This is a genomic window from Salipiger sp. D13 (genome assembly GCF_003703915.1).
Lineage (GTDB): Bacteria > Pseudomonadota > Alphaproteobacteria > Rhodobacterales > Rhodobacteraceae > Salipiger > Salipiger profundus.
In genome coordinates, this window is record NZ_ML112591.1 from 480,844 (window position 1) to 500,927 (window position 20,084).

At 67.5% G+C, this 20,084-nt stretch carries 20 protein-coding genes and 1 tRNA gene; 13 read left to right on the top strand and 8 right to left on the bottom strand.

The genetic code is table 11. The annotated features are described in order from the left end of the window. Positions 1-30: 30 nt before the first annotated feature. Positions 31-663: a CDP-alcohol phosphatidyltransferase family protein gene (locus D6860_RS06600; protein ID WP_076622657.1), complete on the bottom strand. Its 633-nt coding sequence runs from the start codon at positions 661-663 to the stop codon at positions 31-33. A gap of 73 nt (positions 664-736) precedes the next feature. Here D6860_RS06600 and D6860_RS06605 point away from each other — a divergent pair, with 73 nt between their 5' ends. The 8 genes from D6860_RS06605 to D6860_RS06640 all read left to right on the top strand — a co-directional run bounded on the left by D6860_RS06605 (position 737) and on the right by D6860_RS06640 (position 7,142). After that, complete coding sequence (locus D6860_RS06605; RefSeq protein WP_076622658.1) at positions 737-1,117, top strand: winged helix-turn-helix domain-containing protein; 381 nt, start codon at positions 737-739, stop codon at positions 1,115-1,117. Between the two features lie 64 nt (positions 1,118-1,181). After that, a complete protein-coding gene (gene modA / locus D6860_RS06610; RefSeq protein WP_076622659.1) occupies positions 1,182-1,955 on the top strand; it encodes a molybdate ABC transporter substrate-binding protein in 774 nt (257 codons plus the stop codon). A 9-nt stretch (positions 1,956-1,964) separates the two neighbouring features. Further along, positions 1,965-2,657: a molybdate ABC transporter permease subunit gene (gene modB / locus D6860_RS06615; RefSeq protein ID WP_017468790.1), complete on the top strand. Its 693-nt coding sequence runs from the start codon at positions 1,965-1,967 to the stop codon at positions 2,655-2,657. After that, entirely contained in the window at positions 2,654-3,757 is a 1,104-nt protein-coding gene (gene modC / locus D6860_RS06620; RefSeq protein ID WP_076622660.1) for a molybdenum ABC transporter ATP-binding protein, read from the top strand. Before modB ends, modC begins: the two co-directional genes overlap by 4 nt. A 156-nt stretch (positions 3,758-3,913) precedes the next feature. Then, positions 3,914-4,744 (top strand): UDP-2,3-diacylglucosamine diphosphatase, encoded by an 831-nt coding sequence (locus D6860_RS06625; RefSeq protein ID WP_076622661.1) that lies wholly within the window; start codon positions 3,914-3,916, stop codon positions 4,742-4,744. Further along, a complete protein-coding gene (locus D6860_RS06630; RefSeq protein WP_017467902.1) occupies positions 4,741-5,868 on the top strand; it encodes a ceramide glucosyltransferase in 1,128 nt (375 codons plus the stop codon). Before D6860_RS06625 ends, D6860_RS06630 begins: the two co-directional genes overlap by 4 nt. Before the next feature lie 3 nt (positions 5,869-5,871). Next, positions 5,872-6,444 carry a DedA family protein gene (locus D6860_RS06635; RefSeq protein WP_076622662.1) on the top strand — a complete coding sequence of 191 codons (573 nt, stop codon included), beginning with the start codon at positions 5,872-5,874 and terminating at the stop codon, positions 6,442-6,444. Next, on the top strand, positions 6,441-7,142 hold the full coding sequence (locus D6860_RS06640; RefSeq protein WP_076622663.1) for a glycosyltransferase family 2 protein: 702 nt from the start codon (positions 6,441-6,443) through the stop codon (positions 7,140-7,142). Before D6860_RS06635 ends, D6860_RS06640 begins: the two co-directional genes overlap by 4 nt. 7 nt (positions 7,143-7,149) lie before the next feature. On the opposite strand, the gene D6860_RS06645 is transcribed toward D6860_RS06640, so the two are convergent. The 3 genes from D6860_RS06645 to D6860_RS06655 all read right to left on the bottom strand — a co-directional run bounded on the left by D6860_RS06645 (position 7,150) and on the right by D6860_RS06655 (position 9,955). After that, positions 7,150-8,274, bottom strand: coding sequence for an aromatic ring-hydroxylating oxygenase subunit alpha (locus tag D6860_RS06645; protein WP_076622664.1), 1,125 nt, complete (start codon positions 8,272-8,274; stop codon positions 7,150-7,152). Between the two features lie 309 nt (positions 8,275-8,583). Continuing rightward, a complete protein-coding gene (locus tag D6860_RS06650) occupies positions 8,584-9,141 on the bottom strand; it encodes a L,D-transpeptidase (RefSeq protein WP_076622665.1) in 558 nt (185 codons plus the stop codon). 103 nt (positions 9,142-9,244) lie between these two features. Then, positions 9,245-9,955, bottom strand: coding sequence for a L,D-transpeptidase (locus D6860_RS06655; protein WP_017468897.1), 711 nt, complete (start codon positions 9,953-9,955; stop codon positions 9,245-9,247). 164 nt (positions 9,956-10,119) lie between these two features. Between D6860_RS06655 and rimO the strand changes: the two genes are divergently transcribed. After that, entirely contained in the window at positions 10,120-11,502 is a 1,383-nt protein-coding gene (gene rimO / locus D6860_RS06660) for a 30S ribosomal protein S12 methylthiotransferase RimO (protein ID WP_076622666.1), read from the top strand. Positions 11,503-11,875: 373 nt separating this feature from the next. After that, positions 11,876-12,457, top strand: a complete 582-nt coding sequence (locus tag D6860_RS06665) for a thymidine kinase (RefSeq protein ID WP_076622667.1) — start codon at positions 11,876-11,878, stop codon at positions 12,455-12,457. Positions 12,458-12,464: 7 nt separating this feature from the next. Here D6860_RS06665 and D6860_RS06670 read toward each other — a convergent pair whose 3' ends face one another. Genes D6860_RS06670 through dapF form a run of 4 tightly spaced genes read right to left on the bottom strand, consistent with a single transcriptional unit; the run spans position 12,465 to position 15,916 of the window. After that, positions 12,465-13,160: a CDP-alcohol phosphatidyltransferase family protein gene (locus D6860_RS06670; protein ID WP_017468555.1), complete on the bottom strand. Its 696-nt coding sequence runs from the start codon at positions 13,158-13,160 to the stop codon at positions 12,465-12,467. A gap of 39 nt (positions 13,161-13,199) precedes the next feature. Then, the gene (locus tag D6860_RS06675) at positions 13,200-13,823 is read right to left on the bottom strand and encodes an FMN-binding negative transcriptional regulator (RefSeq protein ID WP_017468556.1); all 624 of its coding nucleotides are present in this window, start codon (positions 13,821-13,823) and stop codon (positions 13,200-13,202) included. Between the two features lie 3 nt (positions 13,824-13,826). Continuing rightward, a complete protein-coding gene (gene mtaB, locus D6860_RS06680; protein ID WP_076622668.1) occupies positions 13,827-15,080 on the bottom strand; it encodes a tRNA (N(6)-L-threonylcarbamoyladenosine(37)-C(2))-methylthiotransferase MtaB in 1,254 nt (417 codons plus the stop codon). Beyond that, complete coding sequence (gene dapF, locus D6860_RS06685) at positions 15,077-15,916, bottom strand: diaminopimelate epimerase (RefSeq protein ID WP_076622669.1); 840 nt, start codon at positions 15,914-15,916, stop codon at positions 15,077-15,079. Before dapF ends, mtaB begins: the two co-directional genes overlap by 4 nt. Before the next feature lie 119 nt (positions 15,917-16,035). Here dapF and D6860_RS06690 point away from each other — a divergent pair. The 3 genes from D6860_RS06690 to htpX all read left to right on the top strand — a co-directional run bounded on the left by D6860_RS06690 (position 16,036) and on the right by htpX (position 19,891). Then, positions 16,036-16,111: transfer RNA gene (locus tag D6860_RS06690), tRNA-Lys, on the top strand. A 549-nt stretch (positions 16,112-16,660) separates the two neighbouring features. Next, the gene (locus tag D6860_RS06695; RefSeq protein WP_017467040.1) at positions 16,661-18,817 is read left to right on the top strand and encodes an ATP-binding protein; all 2,157 of its coding nucleotides are present in this window, start codon (positions 16,661-16,663) and stop codon (positions 18,815-18,817) included. Positions 18,818-18,940: 123 nt separating this feature from the next. Then, positions 18,941-19,891 carry a zinc metalloprotease HtpX gene (gene htpX / locus D6860_RS06700; RefSeq protein WP_017467041.1) on the top strand — a complete coding sequence of 317 codons (951 nt, stop codon included), beginning with the start codon at positions 18,941-18,943 and terminating at the stop codon, positions 19,889-19,891. The last annotated feature ends 193 nt before the right edge of the window (positions 19,892-20,084 follow it).

Sequence of the window (20,084 nt, forward strand, 5' to 3'; positions counted from 1 at the left end):
GCGCCCACACAAATTCAATATACGGAATATCTAATCTCGGGCATCCGGCGTGCGGTCGGCTCCGAACAGCTGCCACCCGGCCAGCCAGCGCGTCAGCGTGGTGATGAAGCAGAACGTCGCGAAAGCCAGCGCCAGCACCGGGAACGCGCCGGGAAACAGGCACATGGCGACGAATATCCCGATGGTCTCGCTCCCCTCGGCGATGCCTCCGAGATAGTAGATGCCCTTGGTCGGGTAATCCTCGGCCGACAGCCCCCGACGCTCGGCGATGACCGAGAAGGCAAGAAATGATGAGCCGGTGCCCACGAAGCTCGTCACCAGCACCAGCGCCGGAAGTGCGTTGGTGCCCGGTTCGGCCAGCGCGAACCCCAAGGGAAACAGCGCGTAGAAGACGAAATCCAGCGCGATGTCGAGAAAGGCCCCCCGGTCCGTCGGTCCGGCTCTTCGCGCCACCTCGCCGTCCAGCCCGTCGGCCACGCGGTTGGCGATCAGCCCCGCCAGCGCCAGCCAGAACCATCCCGCCGCAGCCGCCGCGACACCGCAGAGGCCCAGCGCGAAGCCAGCGAGCGTGATCGCGTCCGCCGGAACCCCGCGCACGGCCAGCCATCTTGCCGGCCCGTGCAGAAGGCGCCGCTGCAGCGGCAGAAGTTTCGCGTCGAACATGGCGGTCTCCCCTCGGGTCCGAGTCAAGCGCGCCACGCTTGCAAGCGCAAGCACGATCCCGGAAAGTCCGGCCATGACCGACACACCGCCTGCCGACACCACCACGCGCCTGCGCCTGCGAATCCTCTTCGGAGACACCGCCATGCTGGGGCCCGGCAAGGCCGATCTTCTCGAACAGATCGGCGAGACCGGCTCGATCGCGGCGGCGGGGCGTGCCATGTCGATGAGCTACAAGCGCGCCTGGTGCCTCGTTGAGGAGATGAACGCCGCCTTCCGGGCCCCGCTGGTCGAGCGCACACGCGGCGGTGCGAAGGGCGGCGGCGCGCGGCTTTCAGAGACCGGCGAGGAAGTGTTGCGGCGCTATCGCGCGGTCGAGCTGGCCGCGGCTCGCGCTGCCACCGACGAGCTTTCGCAGCTTGAAGCGCTCCTTTCCGATATGTCCCGAGAAAAATAACGCTTGCCGTATCGCGACACCAACGCGATATGTATGGCGAAACATATCAGATCGGAGCCAGCCCATGCATGCCCCCGCCCTTCTGCGCCGCAGCGTCGCCATTGCCCTTGCCTGTCTCGCCGCCGGGGCCGCGCAGGCCGAGACCGTCACGGTCTTCGCCGCGGCGAGCCTGAAGAACGCGATGGACGAGATCGGCGACCGCTACGAGGCAGACACGGGGAACTCTGCCGTGGTCTCGCTCGCCGGGTCTTCGGCGCTGGCACGGCAAATCCAGGCCGGTGCGCCGGCGGATGTCTTCATCTCGGCGAACCCGGGATGGATGGATGCGCTTGAGGGCGACGGCCTCATCGCCACGGACAGCCGAACCGACCTGCTGGGCAACACCATCGTGCTGATCGCCCATGACCCGGACGCCACCCCGGTCGAGATCACGCCCGAGCTGCCGCTCGCGGAGATGCTCGGCGACGACCGCCTTGCCATGGCGCTGGTCGAGGCGGTGCCCGCCGGCATCTACGGCAAGACGGCGCTGGAAAGCCTCGGCCTGTGGGACAAGGTCGCGCCGCAGGTGGCGCAGGCCGACAACGTGCGGGCCGCGCTGGCGCTTGTCGCGACCGGCGAAGCGCCGCTCGGTATCGTCTACGCCACCGATGCCACCGCAGAACCGGACGTGACGGTTCTTGGCACATTCCCCGAAGACAGCCACCCGGCGATCACCTACCCCGCCGCCCGAATCGCGGACGGCAACGCCGACGCGGCCGACGACTTCCTCGCCTACCTGCAGGGAGCGGTTGCGAAGGCGGCCTTCGAGCGGCAGGGTTTCACCGTTCTGGAGAGGTAACGCCCGCGAATGACCCTTCTCAGCCCCGAGGAATGGCAGGCCGTCGCGCTGTCGTTGCGCGTCGCGCTCTGGGCGACGCTCGCCGGTCTGCCATTCGGGGTGCTCACCGCCTACGCGCTGGCGCGCTGGGAGTTTCCCGGCAAGCAGGTCGTGAACGGGCTCGTGCACCTGCCGCTGATCCTGCCGCCGGTGGTGACCGGCTACCTGCTGCTGCTGACCTTCGGGACGCGGGGCCCCATCGGTGCGCCCCTGAAGGAGATCGGTATCGTCTTCGCCTTCCGCTGGACCGGTGCGGCACTCGCGGCGGGGATCATGGCGTTTCCGCTCATGGTGCGGGCCATCCGGCTCTCGATCGAGGCCGTCGACCCCCGCCTTGAAGAGGCGGGCGCCACGCTCGGCGCCTCGCGGCTCTGGGTCTTTGCCACCGTCACCCTGCCGCTCATCCTGCCGGGGGTGCTTGCGGGGGCGATCCTCGCCTTCGCCAAGGCCATGGGAGAATTCGGCGCGACGATCACCTTCGTGTCGAACATCCCCGGCCAGACCCAGACCTTGCCCTCGGCGATCTATGCCTTCCTGCAAATCCCCGGCGGCGAGGCCTCGGCGCTGCGGCTCGTGGTGGTGTCAGTCGTCATCGCCATGACCGCGCTGATCCTCTCCGAGGTCATGTCGCGCCGCATCGCGCGCAGGATCTCGGGCGCATGAGCCTGACCGTCGCGCTTCGCCATCGTCTCGGCCATTTCGACATGGATGTGGCGTTCGATGCCCCGCCCGGCCTGACCGTGCTCTACGGGCGGTCCGGCTCGGGCAAGACCACGATCATCAACGCCGTCGCCGGCCTGCTGCGCCCGGATGCCGGTCGCATCGCGGTCGACGGCCGGGTGCTCTTCGACAGCGAGGCGCGGGTCTGCCTCCCGCCGCACAAGCGCCGGCTCGGCTACATCTTCCAGGATGCGCGGCTGTTTCCACATCTCACGGTGCGGCAGAACCTGCTCTACGGGCGGCACTTCGCCCCCGAGCCCGCGCCCGAGGCCCGCATCGACCACGTCGTCGAGATGCTCGGCATCGGCCCACTGCTCGCCCGGCGGCCCGGACGACTTTCGGGCGGCGAACGCCAGCGGGTCGCCATCGGCCGGGCGTTGCTCGCGAGCCCGCGCCTGATCCTTGCCGACGAACCTCTGGCCGCCCTCGACGAGGCGCGCAAGGCCGAGATCCTGCCCTACTTCGAGCGGCTGCGCGACGAGGTGGCGACGCCCATCCTCTACGTCAGCCACGCCCCGAACGAGGTTGCCCGGCTCGCGACCGAGGTCATCGCCCTTCAGGACGGGCGCGTCGTCGGCCAGGGCTCGGCGACCGAGCTGCTGGGAGATCCCGGCGTGACACCCCTGGGGGCCGGTGCCGCAGGCGCGGTGCTCGAGGTTCGGGTGGTGGATCAGCACGCCGACGGGCTGACCGAGCTTGAGGCGCCCGGCGGCCTGCGTCTTCTCGTGCCCGAGGTCGAAGCCCCGGCAGGCACGCGCCTGCGGGTGCAGATCGCGGCGCAGGACGTCATGCTCGCCACGCGGGAACCACGCGACATCTCGGCGCTCAACATCTTCAGGGCCCGCGTGCGGACGTTGCGCATGGGCGACGGCCCCGGTGCGCTCGTCCAGCTCGACGCGGGCGGCGACCTGATGCTGTCGCGGATCACGCGTCGCTCGGTGACCACGCTCGGGCTGAGGGAAGGCCAGGAGGTCTTCGCCATCATCAAGGCGGTCTCGGTCGCCAAGGATGCCATCGCCCGTGCCCGACGCGCGGACGGCTGACGCGACCAAGACATTCCGTCGCAGGGCAGAAAGCATCCGCGACTTGACGGGAACGCCGAGCCGCCCAACTTCGTTAGTAAGCCGTTAGTTGCACGTCATATTCCCGATACATCCTGCCTACATAAGGCGGACGAGCGAACAAGGAAGTTGCCCCGCATGCCGTCCTCTCCCGCCGGCAAAGACGCCCAGAGCAGCCTTCGGAGCGTATTTCTCTCCGATCTGCACCTCGGGGCCCGCGCCTGCCGACCGTCCCAAGTCCTGAACTTCCTGCGCGAGGTCGACGCGGCCAAGATCTACCTCGTGGGTGACATCTTCGATCTCTGGCACGGCGGACGGATCTACTGGAGCGACACACATGAGGCCGTGCTTTCCGACCTGAGAGACCGGGCAAGGGACGGCGCACGCATCGTCTACCTGCCGGGCAACCACGACGCCGTCATGCGGGCCCCGGATGCCAATATCGAAGACTGGGAACTGCGCGAGGCGGTCATCCACAAGACCGCCGAAGGGCGCCGGCTTCTCGTGCTGCACGGCGACCAGTGTGACCCCCGCTTCCTGCGCTGGCATTTCATGACCCGTCTCGGCAGCCGGCTCGACGCGGTGCTGCGACAGGTGGACGACTGGCAACGCAAGCGGGGCGAGCTATCGCCCGAGGATCGCAGCCCGGCCCAGCGTATCATCGACCGCGCCAACCAACTGATGGCGATGGGCGACCGGTTCGAGCAGCGGCTGATCCGGCTGGCGCGCGCCTCCGGCACGACCGGGGTGATCTGCGGCCACTCTCACAAGCCTGCCCTGCGCCAGCACGAGGGTATCCTCTACGCCAACTGCGGCGACTGGATCGACAGCCTCACCGCGCTCGCCGAGGACCAGCGCGGCCAGCTCCGGCTCATCGAACATGTGCCCGCGCCGCAGCCCAGCGCGTCCCGTGCCCTGCCCGCGCAGGCCGCAGCCGAAAAGGGCGCGCTCGCCGGAGGTGTCGCATGATCGAAGCCATTCTGTTTGCCATCGTCGCCGCGACACTCGGTACCCACCTGCTCACCGCCGCGCTGGCCGCGTGGCGTCACCGGTCGGCAGCCGCTCCCGACACCGAGGACCACCGGCTGCCCTACGTTTCGCTCGTGCGGCCCGTCTGCGGCGTCGATGCCTTCGACGCCGAGACGCTGGCCTCGTCCTTCCGGCAGGATTACCCGCGCTACGAGATCATCTTCTGCGCCCCCTCGGAAAGCGATCCGGCGGTCGCGCTGGTGCGCCGCCTGATCGCCGAGAACCCGCAGATCGAGGCGACGCTCCTCTGCGGCGAAACCCGGATGAGTGGCAACCCCAAGCTCAACAACGTCGCCAAGGGCTACCGCGCGGCCCGCAGCGAATGGGTGGTGATGACCGACAGCAACCTGCTGCTGCCGCCGGACTACCTGCGCACGCTCGCCGCCACATGGCAAAGCGACACGGGGCTTGTCTCCTCGCCGCCGTCGGGCATCCGCCCGGGCAACTTCTGGGGCGCCGTGGAATGCGCCTTTCTCAATACATCGCAGGGGCGCTGGCAGCTCGCGGCCGACTCGCTGGGCATGGGCTTCGCGCAAGGCAAGACGCTGTTCTGGAACCGCAAGGTGCTGGAAGCCGGCGGCGGCCTGCCTGCCCTTGGCCGAAACCTTGCCGAGGATGTCGCCTCGACCAAGCTGGTGCGGGCGCAGGGCCTGCGGGTCCGGCTGACCCCTAAGCTCTTTCCGCAACCCGTGGGCGACCGCAGCGCGCGTTTCGTATGGGACCGCCAGCTGCGCTGGAGCCGCGTCCGGCGTGACGGCTTTCCGCTGATCTTCATGGCCGAGATCGCGCAGGGGCCGCTGGTGCCGGTCGCGGCCCTCGTCACCCTCGCGGCGCTGGGAACGGTGCCGTGGATTCTGCTCCCGGTGCTGCTGCTGGCCTGGTATGGGGCAGAGATCGCGCTGGCGCGCGTTGCCGGCTGGCCGGCAACGCCCCGAGACCTGGCCGCGATGATCGTCCGGGACGCCTTGCTTCCGGCGCTCTGGCTTGCCACATGGACGGGGCGCGGCATCACGTGGCGCGGAACGGATATGGCGCCCGCAGGCACGGCGGGCCCTGCGGAGTAGGCCTTGTTCGGATTGGAAACAGTGACGGCCCTGATCGCCAAGAACGGTCTGGCCATCGTGGCGCCCATCGCGGTGCTTGAGGGGCCCATCGTCACGGTCATCGCCGCATGGCTCGCCAGCCGCGGCCTGCTCGACGTATGGAGCGTCAGCGTCGTGGTCATCCTCGCGGATCTCTTCGGCGACGTGCTGTTCTACGCCCTCGGGCGCTGGGGCCTGCATCGCCTGCCGCTGCGCTGGCGCTACCGGATGGGCCTGAGCCGGGGGCGGCTCGCGCAGGTGGCCGGGCATTTCAAGGACCGGGGCGGACGCACGCTCGTCTTCGGCAAGCTCACCCATTCCGCCGGGGCCGCGGTGCTGGTCGCCGCCGGGCTGGCGCGGATGCCGATGCTGAAGTTCTTCTGGGTCAACCTTCTGGCAACGATCCCCAAGAGCCTGTTCTTCGTGGTGATCGGCTATGCCTTCGGCGCCGCCTACAGCCAGATCGACGACTGGATCGCCCGCGCCTCGCTGCTTCTGCTCGGCCTGCTCGTCATGGGTGGCATCATCTGGTTTCTCAAGCGCGCGGCCCGGAAATGACACGGGCGCCGACCATCTCCTGCATCATCCCCGCCTACAACGAGGCTCCGCGCATCGGCGCGGTGCTGGCGGCGGTGAAGGGGCACCCGATGATCGACGAGGTCATCGTGGTCGATGACGGCTCGGCCGACGGCACCGCCGACGAGGCCGACCGGCACGCGGCGGACGCCCCCGCACTGCGCGTCTTCCGCCAGCCCCGGAACGGCGGCAAGACCCGCGCCGTGGCGCGCGGAATCGCGGAGGCGCGGTGCAGCCACATCCTGCTTCTCGACAGCGACCTGCTCGGGCTCGACGCGGACCAGATCGGCGCGCTGATCTCCCCGGTGACCGAGGGGCGGGCCGAGGCCACGCTCAGCCTGCGCCGCAACGCGCCCCTGCCCTGGCGACTGATCGGGATCGACTACATCTCGGGCGAGCGCGTGATGCCGCGCCACCTGCTGGCCGACCGGACCGACACGCTGCAAGAACTGCCGCGCTTCGGGCTCGAGGTCTTCATCAACCGGCTGTGGCTCGAGGCCGACCTGCGGGTCGCCGTGGTCCGCTGGCCCGGCGTCGAGAGCCCCTTCAAGCACGAGAAGCGCGGCGGCTGGATCGACGGGCTGCGCGCCGACGTCGCCATGCTGGGCGACATCTTCCGCACCGTGCCGCCGACCGAGACCCTGCGCCAGATCCGCGGCCTGCGCGCCCGGCGCGTCTGAGCCACGCTCAGCCAGGCATACGCCCGGCGATCCAGCGCGCGAACTCGTAGTTTGGCCGCTCCAGGTGCGACAGGGCACCGGGTTTCGCGTGGCGCGCCTGCATGCCCTTCCAGACCCGCTCGGTGCAGCCCCGGTCCTCGTCGTTGACCGCATCGAGCAGCGTCTTCAGCGCCTCGAAATGCGCCGGTGCTTCGGGATCGCTGGCGAAATCCGGGTGCAACCCGCCGCCGTAGAGGATCTTCACGTGCCCCGGCCCGTCGGGCGTGAGGCAGAGATACCAGAAATACCCCGGCGTGAGGGTAATCATCAGCGACGGGTAGACCGAGATGAGCCACGTCCGGTAACGGTCGTCTCCCTCGAGCGTGGTGTTGTCCCGGTGCGCGATGCTCAGCGCCACCGAGTCGTCCTTGAGGATGTGGTGGAAGTTGAAGCCCGGGAAGCCCTCGGGACAGGTCATCTTCTTCAGGTCCACGGCGCCGCCGATGGTGCCCCCGTGGCACATCGGCAGGTGGTAGCTCTCCATGAAGTTCTCGGCGAGGATCTTCCAGTTGGTGTTCCAGCGATGCTCTTCGCGGAAGACCTCGACGTAATCCTGCATCGGCAGGTAGCCGACGAGATCGTCCATCTCGCGCAGCGTCTCCCCGGGCTCGGGCAGGTCGGGGTCGAGCGTGACCATGATCCATCCCTTCCAGTCTACGCAGCGGATTGCCGGCAGGCCGGAGGCTTCCTTGCAGAAGCTCTCGTTGAGCTCCATCGCCGGCGCACCGCGCAGCGAGCCATCGAGGTTGTAGGTCCATGCGTGGTAGGGGCAGATGATCGTCCGCACGGTGCCGCGCCCCTCCAGCAGGATCGACATGCGGTGCCGGCAGACGTTCGACATCGCCCGCAGCGTCCCCTGCCGGTCGCGCAGCACGATGATCGGCTCACCGGCGATCTCCATCGTCAGGTAGTCGCCCGGCGCCTTCAGCGCGTCGGCACGGCCCGCGCAGAGCCAGCTTTTCGCGAAGACGTGCTCCTGCTCGAGCGCGAGGAAGGTCTCGGAGGTGTAGACGGAAATCGGCATCGCCCGCGCCGCCTCGAAGGGCGTGGCGACATTGGCCCGAAGTTCGGCAGCCGGGTCGTGGATGGTCATGCTCTGGGCTCCCGCAACGCGCGCCACGGCAGCACATGGAACCGCCGGGCAGGATCAAGTCGTCCTCCGACCGCGGGCCCGCGTCAAGTGACGGGCCGCATCGCGAGGACGAGACAGGATTGCCCGACCTGCGCATTCGGGAAAAGAAAGGCATTTCGAAGCCTGGCTTCGGCATTTCCGAGGATGGAGGCGCCGGACACCATGCCCGCATTCCAAGCGGTGCCGGAATTCAGAGCGGGCGGCCCAAGGGACTGCCGCCCGCCCCGAGAGTCGCCCGGCCCCAATCGGCCGGGCGCCCCTGTCCGGTCGTCAGATCACCCGCACCTGCGTGCCGATGGGACATAGCTGGTAAAGCTCGGCGATCTTCTCGTTGTAGAGACCGATGCAGCCGTCCGAACTGCGGCGGCCGATCTTCCGCGTATCGTGCGTGCCGTGGATGATATAGGCGGGCCAGCTCAGGTACATGGCATGGGTGCCCAGCGGGTTCTCGGGCCCCGGCGGGATCGGCTTCCAGTCGGGGTAGCGTTCGAGCTGCGAAGGCGTCGGCGTCCACGAGGGCCCCACCTTCTTGCGCACGATCTCGGTGTAGCCACGTTTCGTCAGCTCTTCGGTGAGGGGCACCGACGTTGGATAGATCCGGTAGTCTTTGCCATCCCCGGACCAGAAGTGCAGCGCCCGCGAGGTGGTGTCGCAGACGACGCTCGCCTTGCCGAGATCCTCGAAGTGATCGCGCCAGTCCTGCATCGAAAAGCTGGACGTGTTGCGCCGTTGAATACCCTCGGCCCGGACGGTGGCGGGCAGCAGGGCCGTTCCGGCGACAGCCAGCCCGGTGGCGAGGGCATGGCGCCTCGTCAGGCGATCAGACATGTTTTCCGCTCCTTGCTCAGCCGCGGCCACCTGCGGCCGCAGCCTCGCAAGACCAGCCGAGCCTTAAGCGAAACTTAAGGCTCGGTCGGCCCGCGGCAGAAGATCAGGCGGCGGGCTCTTCGGCGCCATCATCGGCCGTCCATTTGCCGGCCTCGCTCTTGTCCAGCACGATGACCTGCGCACCCCGGTCGACCTCGTCTCCAAGATGGATGATGTCCTGGTTGAACAGGCGAATGCAGCCCGACGATGTGGCATGCCCGACGGTCCAGGGGCTCGGCGTGCCATGAATGCGGTAGAGCGTGTCCCGACCGTTGCGATAGAGGTAGAGCGCCCGTGCGCCCAGCGGGTTGTCGAGCCCGCCCGGCAGACCCGAGGCCACGGGGCCGTAGGTCTCGGGGTCGCGCTTCAGCATGTTCTTGGTGGGGGTCCACGATGGCCAGTCGCGCTTGACCGGGATCGTCGCCCTGCCCGAGAAGCTGTGCCCTGCCGCGCCCACCGCCACGAGGTAGCGCATCGCGGTGTCGTCGCCTTGCAGGTGGTAAAGATACTTGCCGCCGGGATCGACCACGATGCTGCCCGCCGGATAGGGCGCGTGATATTCCACCAGCTGCCGCTTCTTTTCCTCCGAGAGGTACTCGGCCGGAATCGCCGGAACCTCGATCCCCTCGTACTCCGTCGCGGCGTACATCGCGCGGGTCTCGGCGCTGATGCCGCCGGGCTGCATGGCCGCCGGAACGACGCCGCAGGCGGACAGCACCACCGGCAACGCCATGGCCAGTACCAGCGTCAGGCGGGTCTTGAGGAGTGCGATCATGTCATCTCTTTCATCATCTGGGGCCCGGCGGCGCGGCGCCTCGGGCCTTCGGTCTGCGAATTGCGAAACAAACTAAACTTAAGACTGTCTTAAAGGAGGTCGCGGGCGCGTGAGGTCAACCCCGTGGACCGTGAGGCCTTCCCCAAAGGCGCGGGCTCGCTTATATGCGCGCCATGCAGAATCCTCCCGACCTGCGCCCCGACCTGGCGCGCGCCCGCATCTCGGAAACCAAACGCGACGGCCAGCCGACCATCGGCATGGTCTCGCTCGGCTGCCCCAAGGCGCTGGTGGACAGCGAACGCATCCTCACCCGGCTGCGCGCCGAGGGCTACGGCATCTCGCCCGACTACAGCGGCGCCGACGCGGTGATCGTGAACACCTGCGGCTTCCTCGACAGCGCCAAGGCGGAAAGCCTTGAGGCCATCGGCGAGGCGCTGGCCGAAAACGGCCGGGTGATCGTCACGGGCTGTCTCGGGGCGGAACCCGACTACATCACCGGCGCGCACCCCAAGGTGCTGGCCGTGACCGGGCCGCACCAGTACGAGCAGGTGCTCGACGCCGTGCACGGCGCGGTGCCGCCCGCGCCCGATCCCTTCGTGGACCTGCTGCCGTCGTCGGGCGTGAAGCTCACGCCCCGTCATTACAGCTACCTCAAGATCTCCGAGGGCTGCAATCACGCCTGCAAGTTCTGCATCATCCCCGACATGCGCGGCAAGCTCGCTTCTCGCCCGCATCGCGCGGTGATGCGCGAGGCCGAGAAGCTGGTCGAGGCGGGCGTGAAGGAGCTGCTGGTCATCAGCCAGGATACCTCGGCCTATGGCACCGACTGGAAGGACCGCGAGGTGAAGGCGCCGATCCTGCCGCTGGCGCGCGATCTGGGCAGCCTAGGCGCCTGGGTGCGGATGCACTACGTCTACCCCTACCCGCACGTCCGCGACCTGATCCCGCTGATGGAAGGCACCGCCGAGGCGGCCGAGGGCGGCATCCTGCCCTACCTCGACATTCCCTTCCAGCACGCCCACCCGGACACCCTCAAGCGCATGGCGCGGCCTGCCGCCGCCGCCCGCACGCTCGACGAGATCGCCGCCTGGCGCGCCGCCTGCCCCGATGTGGTGCTGCGGTCGACCTTCATCGTCGGCTACCCCGGCGAGACCGAGGAAGAGTTCCAGACCCTCCTCGACTGGATGGACGAGGCGCAGCTCGACCGTGTCGGCTGCTTCCAGTACGAGAACGTCGCCGGCGCGCGCTCGAACGCGCTGCCCGACCACGTGCCCGCAGAGGTCAAGCAGGACCGCTGGGACCGCTTCATGGAAAAGGCGCAGGCCATCTCCGAGGCGAAGCTTGCCGCCAAGGTCGGCCGGAAAATGGACGTGATCGTCGATCTGGTCGAGGACGACGCCGCCACCTGCCGCACCAAGGCAGACGCGCCCGAGATCGACGGCAACCTCTTCATCGACGAGGGCCACGAGCGGCTTTCGCCGGGTGATATCGTCACGGTCGAGGTCGACGAGGCCGGTGAATACGACCTCTGGGGACGGCCGGTCTAGCGTCCGCCGGCCACCCGGCCCACACCCGGCCCGCCTCGAAAGCTCGCATTTTCGTGAACATCCGCCCGCATTGTCATCAATCTGCGCGGTTCTCCTTCGAAGCGCCGGGTCGGACCGGGGACAGCACCTGCCACCGCAGCTAGAAAGAGCGCGTTTTAACAAGCTGTTCGAGGCACCGTGCCAGGTCTCCGGTCACCCCGAAGCCCCTCGTTGCGCGATCTTTTCCAGAGTGCATTTCAGATGCGACGAATGCTCCCGCCCGGCGGGAGCATTCTTTTTTCCGGCACCGGAACGTCACGCCGAGGCCGTCGCGTTCCGATGGCTGGGCACGCCGTCTTGAACCCGGCCGCGCGCTGCGGCAAGAGCCTGCCGCATGGCGAAGCTCTATTTCAACTACTCCACCATGAACGCCGGCAAGTCGACGCTGCTGCTGCAGGCGGCGCACAACTACGGCGAACGCGGGATGGAGGTCTACCTGCTCACCGCGCGGCTCGACACCCGCGCCGGCGAGGGCCGCATCGGCTCGCGCATCGGGCTCGGGCGCGAGGCCGATACCTTCACCCCCGAGGATGATCTCTTCGCCCGTATCGCGGCAAAGCACGACGCGCGCCAGCTGGCCTGCATCTTCGTCGACGAGGCGCAGTTCCTGACAGAAACGCAGGTGTGGCAGCTTGCGCGCGTGGCGGACGATCTGAAGATCCCGGTGATGGCCTACGGGCTGCGTGTCGACTTCCGGGGCCAGCTGTTTCCGGGCTCCGCCGTGCTGCTCGCGCTGGCCGATACGCTGCGCGAGGTGCGCACGATCTGCCATTGCGGCCGCAAGGCGACGATGGTCATCCGGAAAGACGGCGAGGGCCGTGTGGTGATCGACGGCGACCAGGTGCAGATCGGCGGCAACGAGACCTACATCTCGCTCTGCCGCCGGCACTGGCGCGAGGCGTTCGGCAAGGGCTGAGCGCCGCTCAGCCTTTCCGCTGCGGGACGAGCTGCTGCACGATGCCGACGAAGATCAGGTAGATCGAGGTCACGACAAGCCCCCAGATCGCCCAGCTCTCGGGGTGGAAGTCTACGACCGCCGCCCAGCCCGCGAAGAACGTCCAAGCCAGCGCGATCGGAAGCGACAGCGGGCGCCAGCGCTCTGTCCGCACCGGGTGGATGAATTTCAGCGGCAGGAACATGGCAACGGCGAGCACGCCCACCAGCGTCAGGATCACCCAGAAGTTCGGCTGCACCGCGAAGAGCACCAGCACGAGCATGTTCCAGCAGCCCGGAAAGCCGTGGAACGAGTTGTCCTCGGTCTTCATCCGGCTGTCGGCGAAATAGAGCGCGCTGGCAAAGGTGATGAGGATGATCGCCACCCAGCCGGTCCAGCCCGGCAGCAGCCCCGACTGGAACAGCGCGAAGGCCGGGATGAAGACATAGGTGAGGTAGTCGATGATCAGGTCGAGGATGACGCCGTCGAAGCGCGGGAAGTTCGTCTTGACCTCGTATTTCCGCGCCATCGGCCCGTCGAGCCCGTCGACGAAGAAGGCCACGACCAGCCAGAGGAACATCAGCGACCAGTCCTCCTGTGCGGCAGCAAGCAGCGCAAGCATCGCGAAGACCGCGCCGGTTGCCGTGAACAGATGGACGAGAAGAGCCTGGGATGCGCGTGTCATTGCACCGTCATGCAGTATTCGTCGCGCGACCGCAAACGATCAGTCTATCGCAGGAGGCGATTGCATCAGGGCGGCGAGCGCCTCGAGCTCCTGCCCGAAGCCGCCCGCGACCGCACCGGCAGCGGCCTGACGTGCGTCGTCGGGTTTGTTCTGGCCCAGCTTCCACGTGCTGTCGACCTGCGCGATCTCGAGCCGGAAAGGCCGGATCATGCGGATGAGGCGGGCCTTTGTCTCTGCCGTCATCTTGTCCATCGTCCACGGCCGCTTCGGCAGCCGCGCCTCGAAGGAGGCGGACTGCGCGGCAAGCAGCGGTTCGAGCGCGTCATCCGGCAGCGGCACGAGCCGTCCGGTGAGGTGCACCGCGACATAGTTCCACGTGGGCACCTGGTCGGGCCCGAGACCATACCAGTCGGGCGAGACATAGCCGTCGGCCCCCGACACCGCGAGCCGCGCCGCAAGGCCCGCCCCTACCGCACGGCTGATCGGGTTCGACCGCACGAGGTGCAGGTCGGCATGGGCCCCGTCATCGGACAGCAGGAAGGGCACGTGGCTCAGCAGAGGCGCACCCTCCCCGGAGACCGCGAGCATGCCGAAGGCCCGTTCCCTCACGAAGCGCAGGCTTTCCGCCTGCACCGTATCGCGAAATGCCGGGTTGGGGTGCATGGCTCAGGCCACCAGCCGCTGGCCGTCACGGCCGGTGATCGTGGCGGTGATGATCTCGCCCTCGGTCCGCGGCGTGGTCAGGGTCACCTCGGTGAACTGCTCGGTGCGCCCCATGTCGGGCGCTTCCATCAGGATCCGGTGCGTCGCCCCCTGCTGCGCGGCAAGATGGCGCTCGACCGCCGCCGCCCCCGCGGCGCGCAGCCGCGCGGCGCGCGCCTTGATCGTGTTGCCGTCGACCTTGCTGGGGATCTTCGCTGCCGGGGTGCCCGGACGCGAGGAATAGGGGAAGACGTGCAGCCACGTGAGGTTGCAATCCTCGACCAGCTTCAGCGAGTTCTCGAAATGCGCCTCGGTCTCGGTCGGGAAACCGGCGATGATGTCGGCCCCGAAGGTGATGTCCGGACGCAGGCGGCGCGCCTCCTCGGTAAAGGCGATGGCGTCGTCGCGCAGGTGGCGCCGCTTCATGCGCTTGAGGATCAGGTCGTCGCCATGCTGCAGACTGAGGTGCAGGTGCGGCATCAGCCGGGGCTCGGTGGCGATGGCCTGCATGAGATTCTCGTCGGCCTCGATGCTGTCGATCGAGGAGATCCGCAGGCGCGGCACGTCGGTGAGCTTCAGCAGCCGCATCACCAGATCGCCCAGACGCGGCGTGCCCGGCAGGTCGGCGCCCCAGGAGGTCAGGTCGACGCCGGTCAGCACCACCTCGTTGTAGCCCTTCTGGACCAGCCGCTTGACCTGGTCCACCACGACCCCGGCCGGCACCGAGCGCGAATTGCCCCGGCCATAGGGGATGATGCAGAAGGTGCAGCGATGATCGCAGCCGTTCTGAACCTGCACGTAGGCCCGCGAACGCGTGCCGAAGCCGTCGATCAGGTGGCCCGCGGTCTCGTTCACCGACATGATGTCGTTGACCTGCACACGCTCGGTCTCGCCGATGAAATCGGCCCGCAGGCCGGCCCATGTCTCGGGCGCCATCTTCTCGGTGTTGCCGATCACCGCGTCGACCTCGGCCATGGCCGAGAAGCTGTCGGGGTCGATCTGCGCGGCGCAGCCGGTGACGATGACCCGCGCGTCGGGGTTCTCGCGGCGCAGGCGGCGAATCTCCTGCCGCGCCTTGCGCACCGCCTCGGCGGTCACGGCACAGGTGTTCACGACCACCGCGTCGCCGACGCCGGCCTCGTCGGCAAGCGCCTTCATCGCCTCGGTCTCGTAGGCATTCAGCCGGCAGCCCAGCGTGGTGAATTTCGGAGCGCTCATCGGTTCGCCTCCAGCCAGTCGCGGGTCAGGACGCCATCGAAGACATGCGCGGTGCCGCCGGTCATCCAGACGCCGTCGTCGCGCCAATCGATCTGCAGCGTGCCACCGTCGAGCTCGATCGTCACCTTGCGGCCGGTCAGGCCGCGCCGTGCGGCGGCGACCGCGGTCGCACAGGACGACGATCCCGACGCCAGCGTGATGCCGACTCCGCGCTCCCAGACCCGCATGCGCAGGTGATCGGGGCCGAGCAGGCTTGCCACCTGCACGTTGGTCCGCTCGGGGTAGAGCGGGTGCGTCTCATGCGCGGCGCCGAAGGTCGGCAGGTCGACCGCTTCGGCATCGTCGACGAAGAAGGTGCAATGCGGGTTGCCCATGCCGGTCGCCGTCGGCGCGCCCTCGATGGGCAGTTCGAGCGTATCCATCTCCTCGGCGAGCGGGATCTCGTCCCAGCGCAGCTGCGGCTGGCCCATGTTCACCGAGGTCAGCCCCGCGCCCGCGTCCTCGGCAAGCAGCGTGCCACGCTCGGTCACCAGCCGAAGCGCCGTCTTGCCGCTCTCGTCCATGAGATGACGCGCGATGCAGCGGGTCGCGTTGCCGCAAGCCCCGGCGGTCGAGCCGTCGGCATTGTAGAAGGTCAGCGTCGCATCCCCGGCGCCCGCCCCGATCACCGCGAGCTGGTCGAAGCCGACACCGCGGTGCCGGTCGGCGATCGCCTGCACCAGAGCAGGCGTCAGCCCGTGCGGGCGCGCACGGGCATCCAGCACGACGAAGTCGTTGCCGAGACCGTGCATCTTCATGAAGGGCAGACTATCGGGGGCGCGTTCCATTGCGCGCATATACGCGCGTTGAAGCACCCTTTCCAGAGCCGCCACCGGGCCCCACGAATTTTCTTTGCCCGAATGCCATTTTTCCGGTTGACCCTATCGGCCAGTCTTTCTAGAAGCGCCCGCACAGTGGGCCGTTAGCTCAGTTGGTAGAGCAACTGACTTTTAATCAGTGGGTCGCAGGTTCGAATCCTGCACGGCTCACCACTGCACTCCCCGACGAAGGCAATATCGCCTTTGTCGCGGGGAGCTCCTCCAAACAAGTCCGAACACCCCAACGATTGATCGCCGCCCTTCGAGTTGCGCGATCCGCCCGCCGCGGTCTCGGAGCGCGCGCTTCCAAGGTCGTCCGGAACAGAAGCGCCTGCGCTGTATGGGGTCCGGTCGTCAGCTACGGAAATTTACGCTCTCCATCACCCGCAACCTTCCCGAGCCTCTCGGCAGGGCACGCCGCTATCGTGCCGCTTGTTGCCGAATTGAAACATACTTTCAGCGAGGAAATCCCGCGCTCTCAGTGCTTTCAAATTCGCTCATCGCAACTTAGTGTAGAGCAGGTAAATTAGGGCTCCATTCAGTGTTGCAGATGTATGTCTACCAGTTTGACCCCCTGGCGGAAATCAACGTGTCGCCGGCAGAGGTCTCCATCGTGAAGCGCAAGGCCCGTCAAACCGACGGCCGTCCCGCGATTCCGGCAAGAGGCCGGCGTGATGCACAGGCGACCATCTGCGGGCGTGGCGCACGACCGGTGGTGACCCGATGACTCTCACACCGCCCCAGTCCTGGCTTCTGCTCGCAGCACTCGCCTTCGTCGTGTCCGTCCTGATCGTTCAGGCTCTGCGCCACCGCGCGCGCAGCCGAAAGCTTGCAGTGCTGACTCATGACCTGCGCGAGGCGCAGCGCATTGCACGCGTCGGAACGGTGCGCTGGGACTTCCGCCGCGACGTGGTGGAATGGTCGGACGAATACGCCCGGCTGCTTGCGCTCGACCCCGGCGGCCGCATGAGCGGCGAGACGTTCAAGAGCATGTTGCTGCCCGAATACGTCGACAGCGTCGTGGAAAGCGAGAGAGTCGCCCTCGAGGCCTCTGCGCTCTCCGGCCAGCCCGAACGGCGCGAGATCGTTTTCCGCCTGCGCGCGCGTGACGGACGGGTGCTCGAGGTCGAGGCGCTCTCGGAGCTGCTTGCAGATTCGCGCGGCACGCCGCTGCAGATGGTGTCCACGATCCGCGACATCTCGGAACACGTGAAGCGCGAGCAAGCCCTCGAGGCAGCGGTCGAGGCCGCCGAGCGCGCGAACGCCGCCAAGAGCGAATTTCTCGCCGTGATCAGCCACGAACTGCGCACACCCATGAACGGCGTTCTGGGGATGCTCGGAGCGCTCGGAGACACCGACCTTTCGCCTGAGCAGCGCCAGAGCCTGACCGTTGCACGCAACAGTGCCAATTCGCTCCTGGTGATTCTCAACGACATCCTCGACGCCTCCAAGATCGAAGCCGGCAAGCTCGAGCTCGAAGAGGAGCCGTTCGAACTGAACGCGCTGGTCCGCAGCGTGGTGCATCTCTACGCGCATCGCGCGCAGGAAAAGCGCATTCACCTCGACAGCGCGATTCAGGACGGGGTGCCGCCGTGGCTGGTGGCCGACTCCGGTCGCGTGCGGCAGGTGCTGTCGAACCTTGTAAGCAACGCTGTGAAATTCACCTCGAACGGCAGCGTGATGCTGACGGTCTCGCAGCTCGACCCGGTCGGGACCGAGGACGCGCGGCTGCGCTTTTGCGTGACCGACACCGGTTCGGGCATCCCCGAGAAACACCAGTCCCGCGTTTTCGGGCGTTTCGAACAGCTCGGTACCTCCTACTCCGACCGCTTCGGCGGCACCGGTCTCGGCCTTTCGATCAGTCTCAGCCTTGCCGAGATGATGGGCGGCGAGATGGCGTTCCGCAGCACCGAAGGCTCCGGGTCCTCCTTCTGGATGGACATCCCGGTAAAGGTCACCGACGCCTACACCAAGGAGACAGCCGAACAGGCCCTTCCCGACCTGCCGCGCATGCGCATTCTCGTGGCCGAGGACAACAGCACCAACCAGATCGTCGCGCGATCCATGCTCGAGCGCCTCGGACAGACCCCCGACATGGTGCTGAACGGCAGCGAGGCGATCGAAGCGGTCGAGGCCTTCGACTACGACATGATCCTGATGGACGTTTCGATGCCGGTGATGGACGGACCCGAGGCGATGCGCCGCATCCGCCAGCTGGGCGGCTCCTGCCAAGAGATGCCGATCATCGCGCTGACCGCGCACGTCAGCGAGGAGCAGCAGACTTTCTACCGGGAGGCCGGTTTCGACGACGTTCTCACCAAGCCAGTGATCCGGGCCGAACTTGCCAAGACGCTGCATCGCTGGCGCGGCTACGCCGAGCGGCGCGACGCGGCCCAGGCGCTGGCACCGGGTTTCATTGCCCGGACCGGCAGTGCCACCGTGCAAACCGCCGCCCTGCCCTCATCTGCGCCCCCTGCCGGACGGTTCGACGAGGCCGACCGTCTGCGCGACCGCCTCAAGGAACTGACCGAGGAATTCGACGATACGATCGCGCCCCGGATGCTGGAAGCGGCCCGCTCGGATATCGACCGGCATCTCGGCACGCTCGAGGCCGGACCATCCGATGCCTCCGCGGAATCCCCCATCGAGGCCCGCCGTCGCGCGCTTCACTCCATCGTCGGAATTTGCGGGACGTTCAACTGCGACCAACTTGCAGCGCGGGCGCGCGATCTCGAGCACATGGCGGACCCGGTCGCGGACGCCCCCGCGAAGCTGGCGGAGTTGATCGAAGACGTCAAAGATCTGCGCCTTGAAATCGACTCGCTGCTCGCCGAAGAGCAGAGCAACACCGGCCCGAGGGTCTCGGTCGGCCAAGCCTGAGGCCGACCAGCCCCGATCTGACGCATTCTGGATGCGCATGCATCCGCGCGCTCGTATTTGTGCCGACGCAAGCCGCCCCTATATCCTCCGAGACAGTCTTTTCTTGCCTGAGGGGGATCATCCATGGGCTACGTGAAAACCGGCATCCTGATGGCGGCAATGACCGCGCTCTTCATGGGCATCGGCTACCTGCTCGGCGGTAGCGGCGGCATGATCATCGCGCTTGTCGTGGCCGCGGGTATGAACGTATTTACCTGGTGGAACTCCGACAAGATGCTCCTGCGGATGCACAACGCGCACCCGCTCGGGCCTAATGACCGCCATGGGCTGACGCAGATGGTGACCGAACTGGCGCGCAACGCCGGTTTGCCGACCCCGGTTGTCTACCTGATCGACACCCCTCAGCCCAACGCCTTCGCCACCGGCCGAAGCCCGAACAACGCCGCCGTGGCGGTAACCCGTGGCCTCCTCCAGTCGCTCTCGCGCGAAGAGTTGGCCGGGGTCGTCGCCCACGAGCTGGCCCACATCCGCAACCACGATACCGCGATCATGACGGTCACGGCGACCTTTGCGGGTGCAATCTCGATGCTGGCCAATTTCGCGCTGTTCTTCGGAGGACGTCGCGAGAATGGCCTCGGCATCGTGGGGACGATCGCCATGATGTTTCTCGCCCCCATCGCGGCGGCCCTCGTGCAGATGGCCATCAGCCGAACCCGGGAGTATGCCGCCGACAAGGCCGGGGCCGAGATCTGCGGCCACCCGCTGTGGCTCGCCTCGGCCCTGCAGCGCATTCAGGCCGGCGCGGCCTCGATCGACAACGTCGCCGCCGAGCGTAACCCCGCCACGGCGCATATGTTCATCATCAATCCGCTGCATGCCCACAAGCGGGACAGTCTCTTCGCCACGCACCCGGCGACCGAGAACCGGGTCGCCGCCCTGCAGCAGATGGCCGGCCCCGGAGCAGGGTCACCCCGCCGGGCCGCGTCATCCTCTTCCAAACAACCTTCCAAACAACCATGGGGGCGCAAGAGCGAGACCCGAGGCTCCGGCGGCAAGGCCGGCCCTTGGGGCTGAGAAAATCGCTGCGTTCGCATTTGAGAGAGATCAGGGCAGTGACAACGTTTCACGACAGCGGAGCGCCATCGCAACAATGCCCGGCCCCAGCTCGGGGCGCGGACGTTATTCAGAACGGCGAAGCCGGCAGGGTTTGTGACCGGCTGACATCCTGATGAGGTGCTGATTGGTGTGTGTTACATCGTACGAGAGG

Bases quoted from the DNA above. Each gene is read 5' to 3' on its own strand.
- D6860_RS06600 (WP_076622657.1), bottom strand. From the start codon at position 663: ATGTTCGACGCGAAACTTCTGCCGCTGCAGCGGCGCCTTCTGCACGGG.
- D6860_RS06605 (WP_076622658.1), top strand. From the start codon at position 737: ATGACCGACACACCGCCTGCCGACACCACCACGCGCCTGCGCCTGCGA.
- modA (WP_076622659.1), top strand. From the start codon at position 1,182: ATGCATGCCCCCGCCCTTCTGCGCCGCAGCGTCGCCATTGCCCTTGCC.
- modB (WP_017468790.1), top strand. From the start codon at position 1,965: ATGACCCTTCTCAGCCCCGAGGAATGGCAGGCCGTCGCGCTGTCGTTG.
- modC (WP_076622660.1), top strand. From the start codon at position 2,654: ATGAGCCTGACCGTCGCGCTTCGCCATCGTCTCGGCCATTTCGACATG.
- D6860_RS06625 (WP_076622661.1), top strand. From the start codon at position 3,914: ATGCCGTCCTCTCCCGCCGGCAAAGACGCCCAGAGCAGCCTTCGGAGC.
- D6860_RS06630 (WP_017467902.1), top strand. From the start codon at position 4,741: ATGATCGAAGCCATTCTGTTTGCCATCGTCGCCGCGACACTCGGTACC.
- D6860_RS06640 (WP_076622663.1), top strand. From the start codon at position 6,441: ATGACACGGGCGCCGACCATCTCCTGCATCATCCCCGCCTACAACGAG.
- D6860_RS06645 (WP_076622664.1), bottom strand. From the start codon at position 8,274: ATGACCATCCACGACCCGGCTGCCGAACTTCGGGCCAATGTCGCCACG.
- D6860_RS06650 (WP_076622665.1), bottom strand. From the start codon at position 9,141: ATGTCTGATCGCCTGACGAGGCGCCATGCCCTCGCCACCGGGCTGGCT.
- D6860_RS06655 (WP_017468897.1), bottom strand. From the start codon at position 9,955: ATGATCGCACTCCTCAAGACCCGCCTGACGCTGGTACTGGCCATGGCG.
- rimO (WP_076622666.1), top strand. From the start codon at position 10,120: ATGCGCGCCATGCAGAATCCTCCCGACCTGCGCCCCGACCTGGCGCGC.
- D6860_RS06665 (WP_076622667.1), top strand. From the start codon at position 11,876: ATGGCGAAGCTCTATTTCAACTACTCCACCATGAACGCCGGCAAGTCG.
- D6860_RS06670 (WP_017468555.1), bottom strand. From the start codon at position 13,160: ATGACACGCGCATCCCAGGCTCTTCTCGTCCATCTGTTCACGGCAACC.
- D6860_RS06675 (WP_017468556.1), bottom strand. From the start codon at position 13,823: ATGCACCCCAACCCGGCATTTCGCGATACGGTGCAGGCGGAAAGCCTG.
- mtaB (WP_076622668.1), bottom strand. From the start codon at position 15,080: ATGAGCGCTCCGAAATTCACCACGCTGGGCTGCCGGCTGAATGCCTAC.
- dapF (WP_076622669.1), bottom strand. From the start codon at position 15,916: ATGCGCGCAATGGAACGCGCCCCCGATAGTCTGCCCTTCATGAAGATG.
- D6860_RS06695 (WP_017467040.1), top strand. From the start codon at position 16,661: ATGACTCTCACACCGCCCCAGTCCTGGCTTCTGCTCGCAGCACTCGCC.
- htpX (WP_017467041.1), top strand. From the start codon at position 18,941: ATGGGCTACGTGAAAACCGGCATCCTGATGGCGGCAATGACCGCGCTC.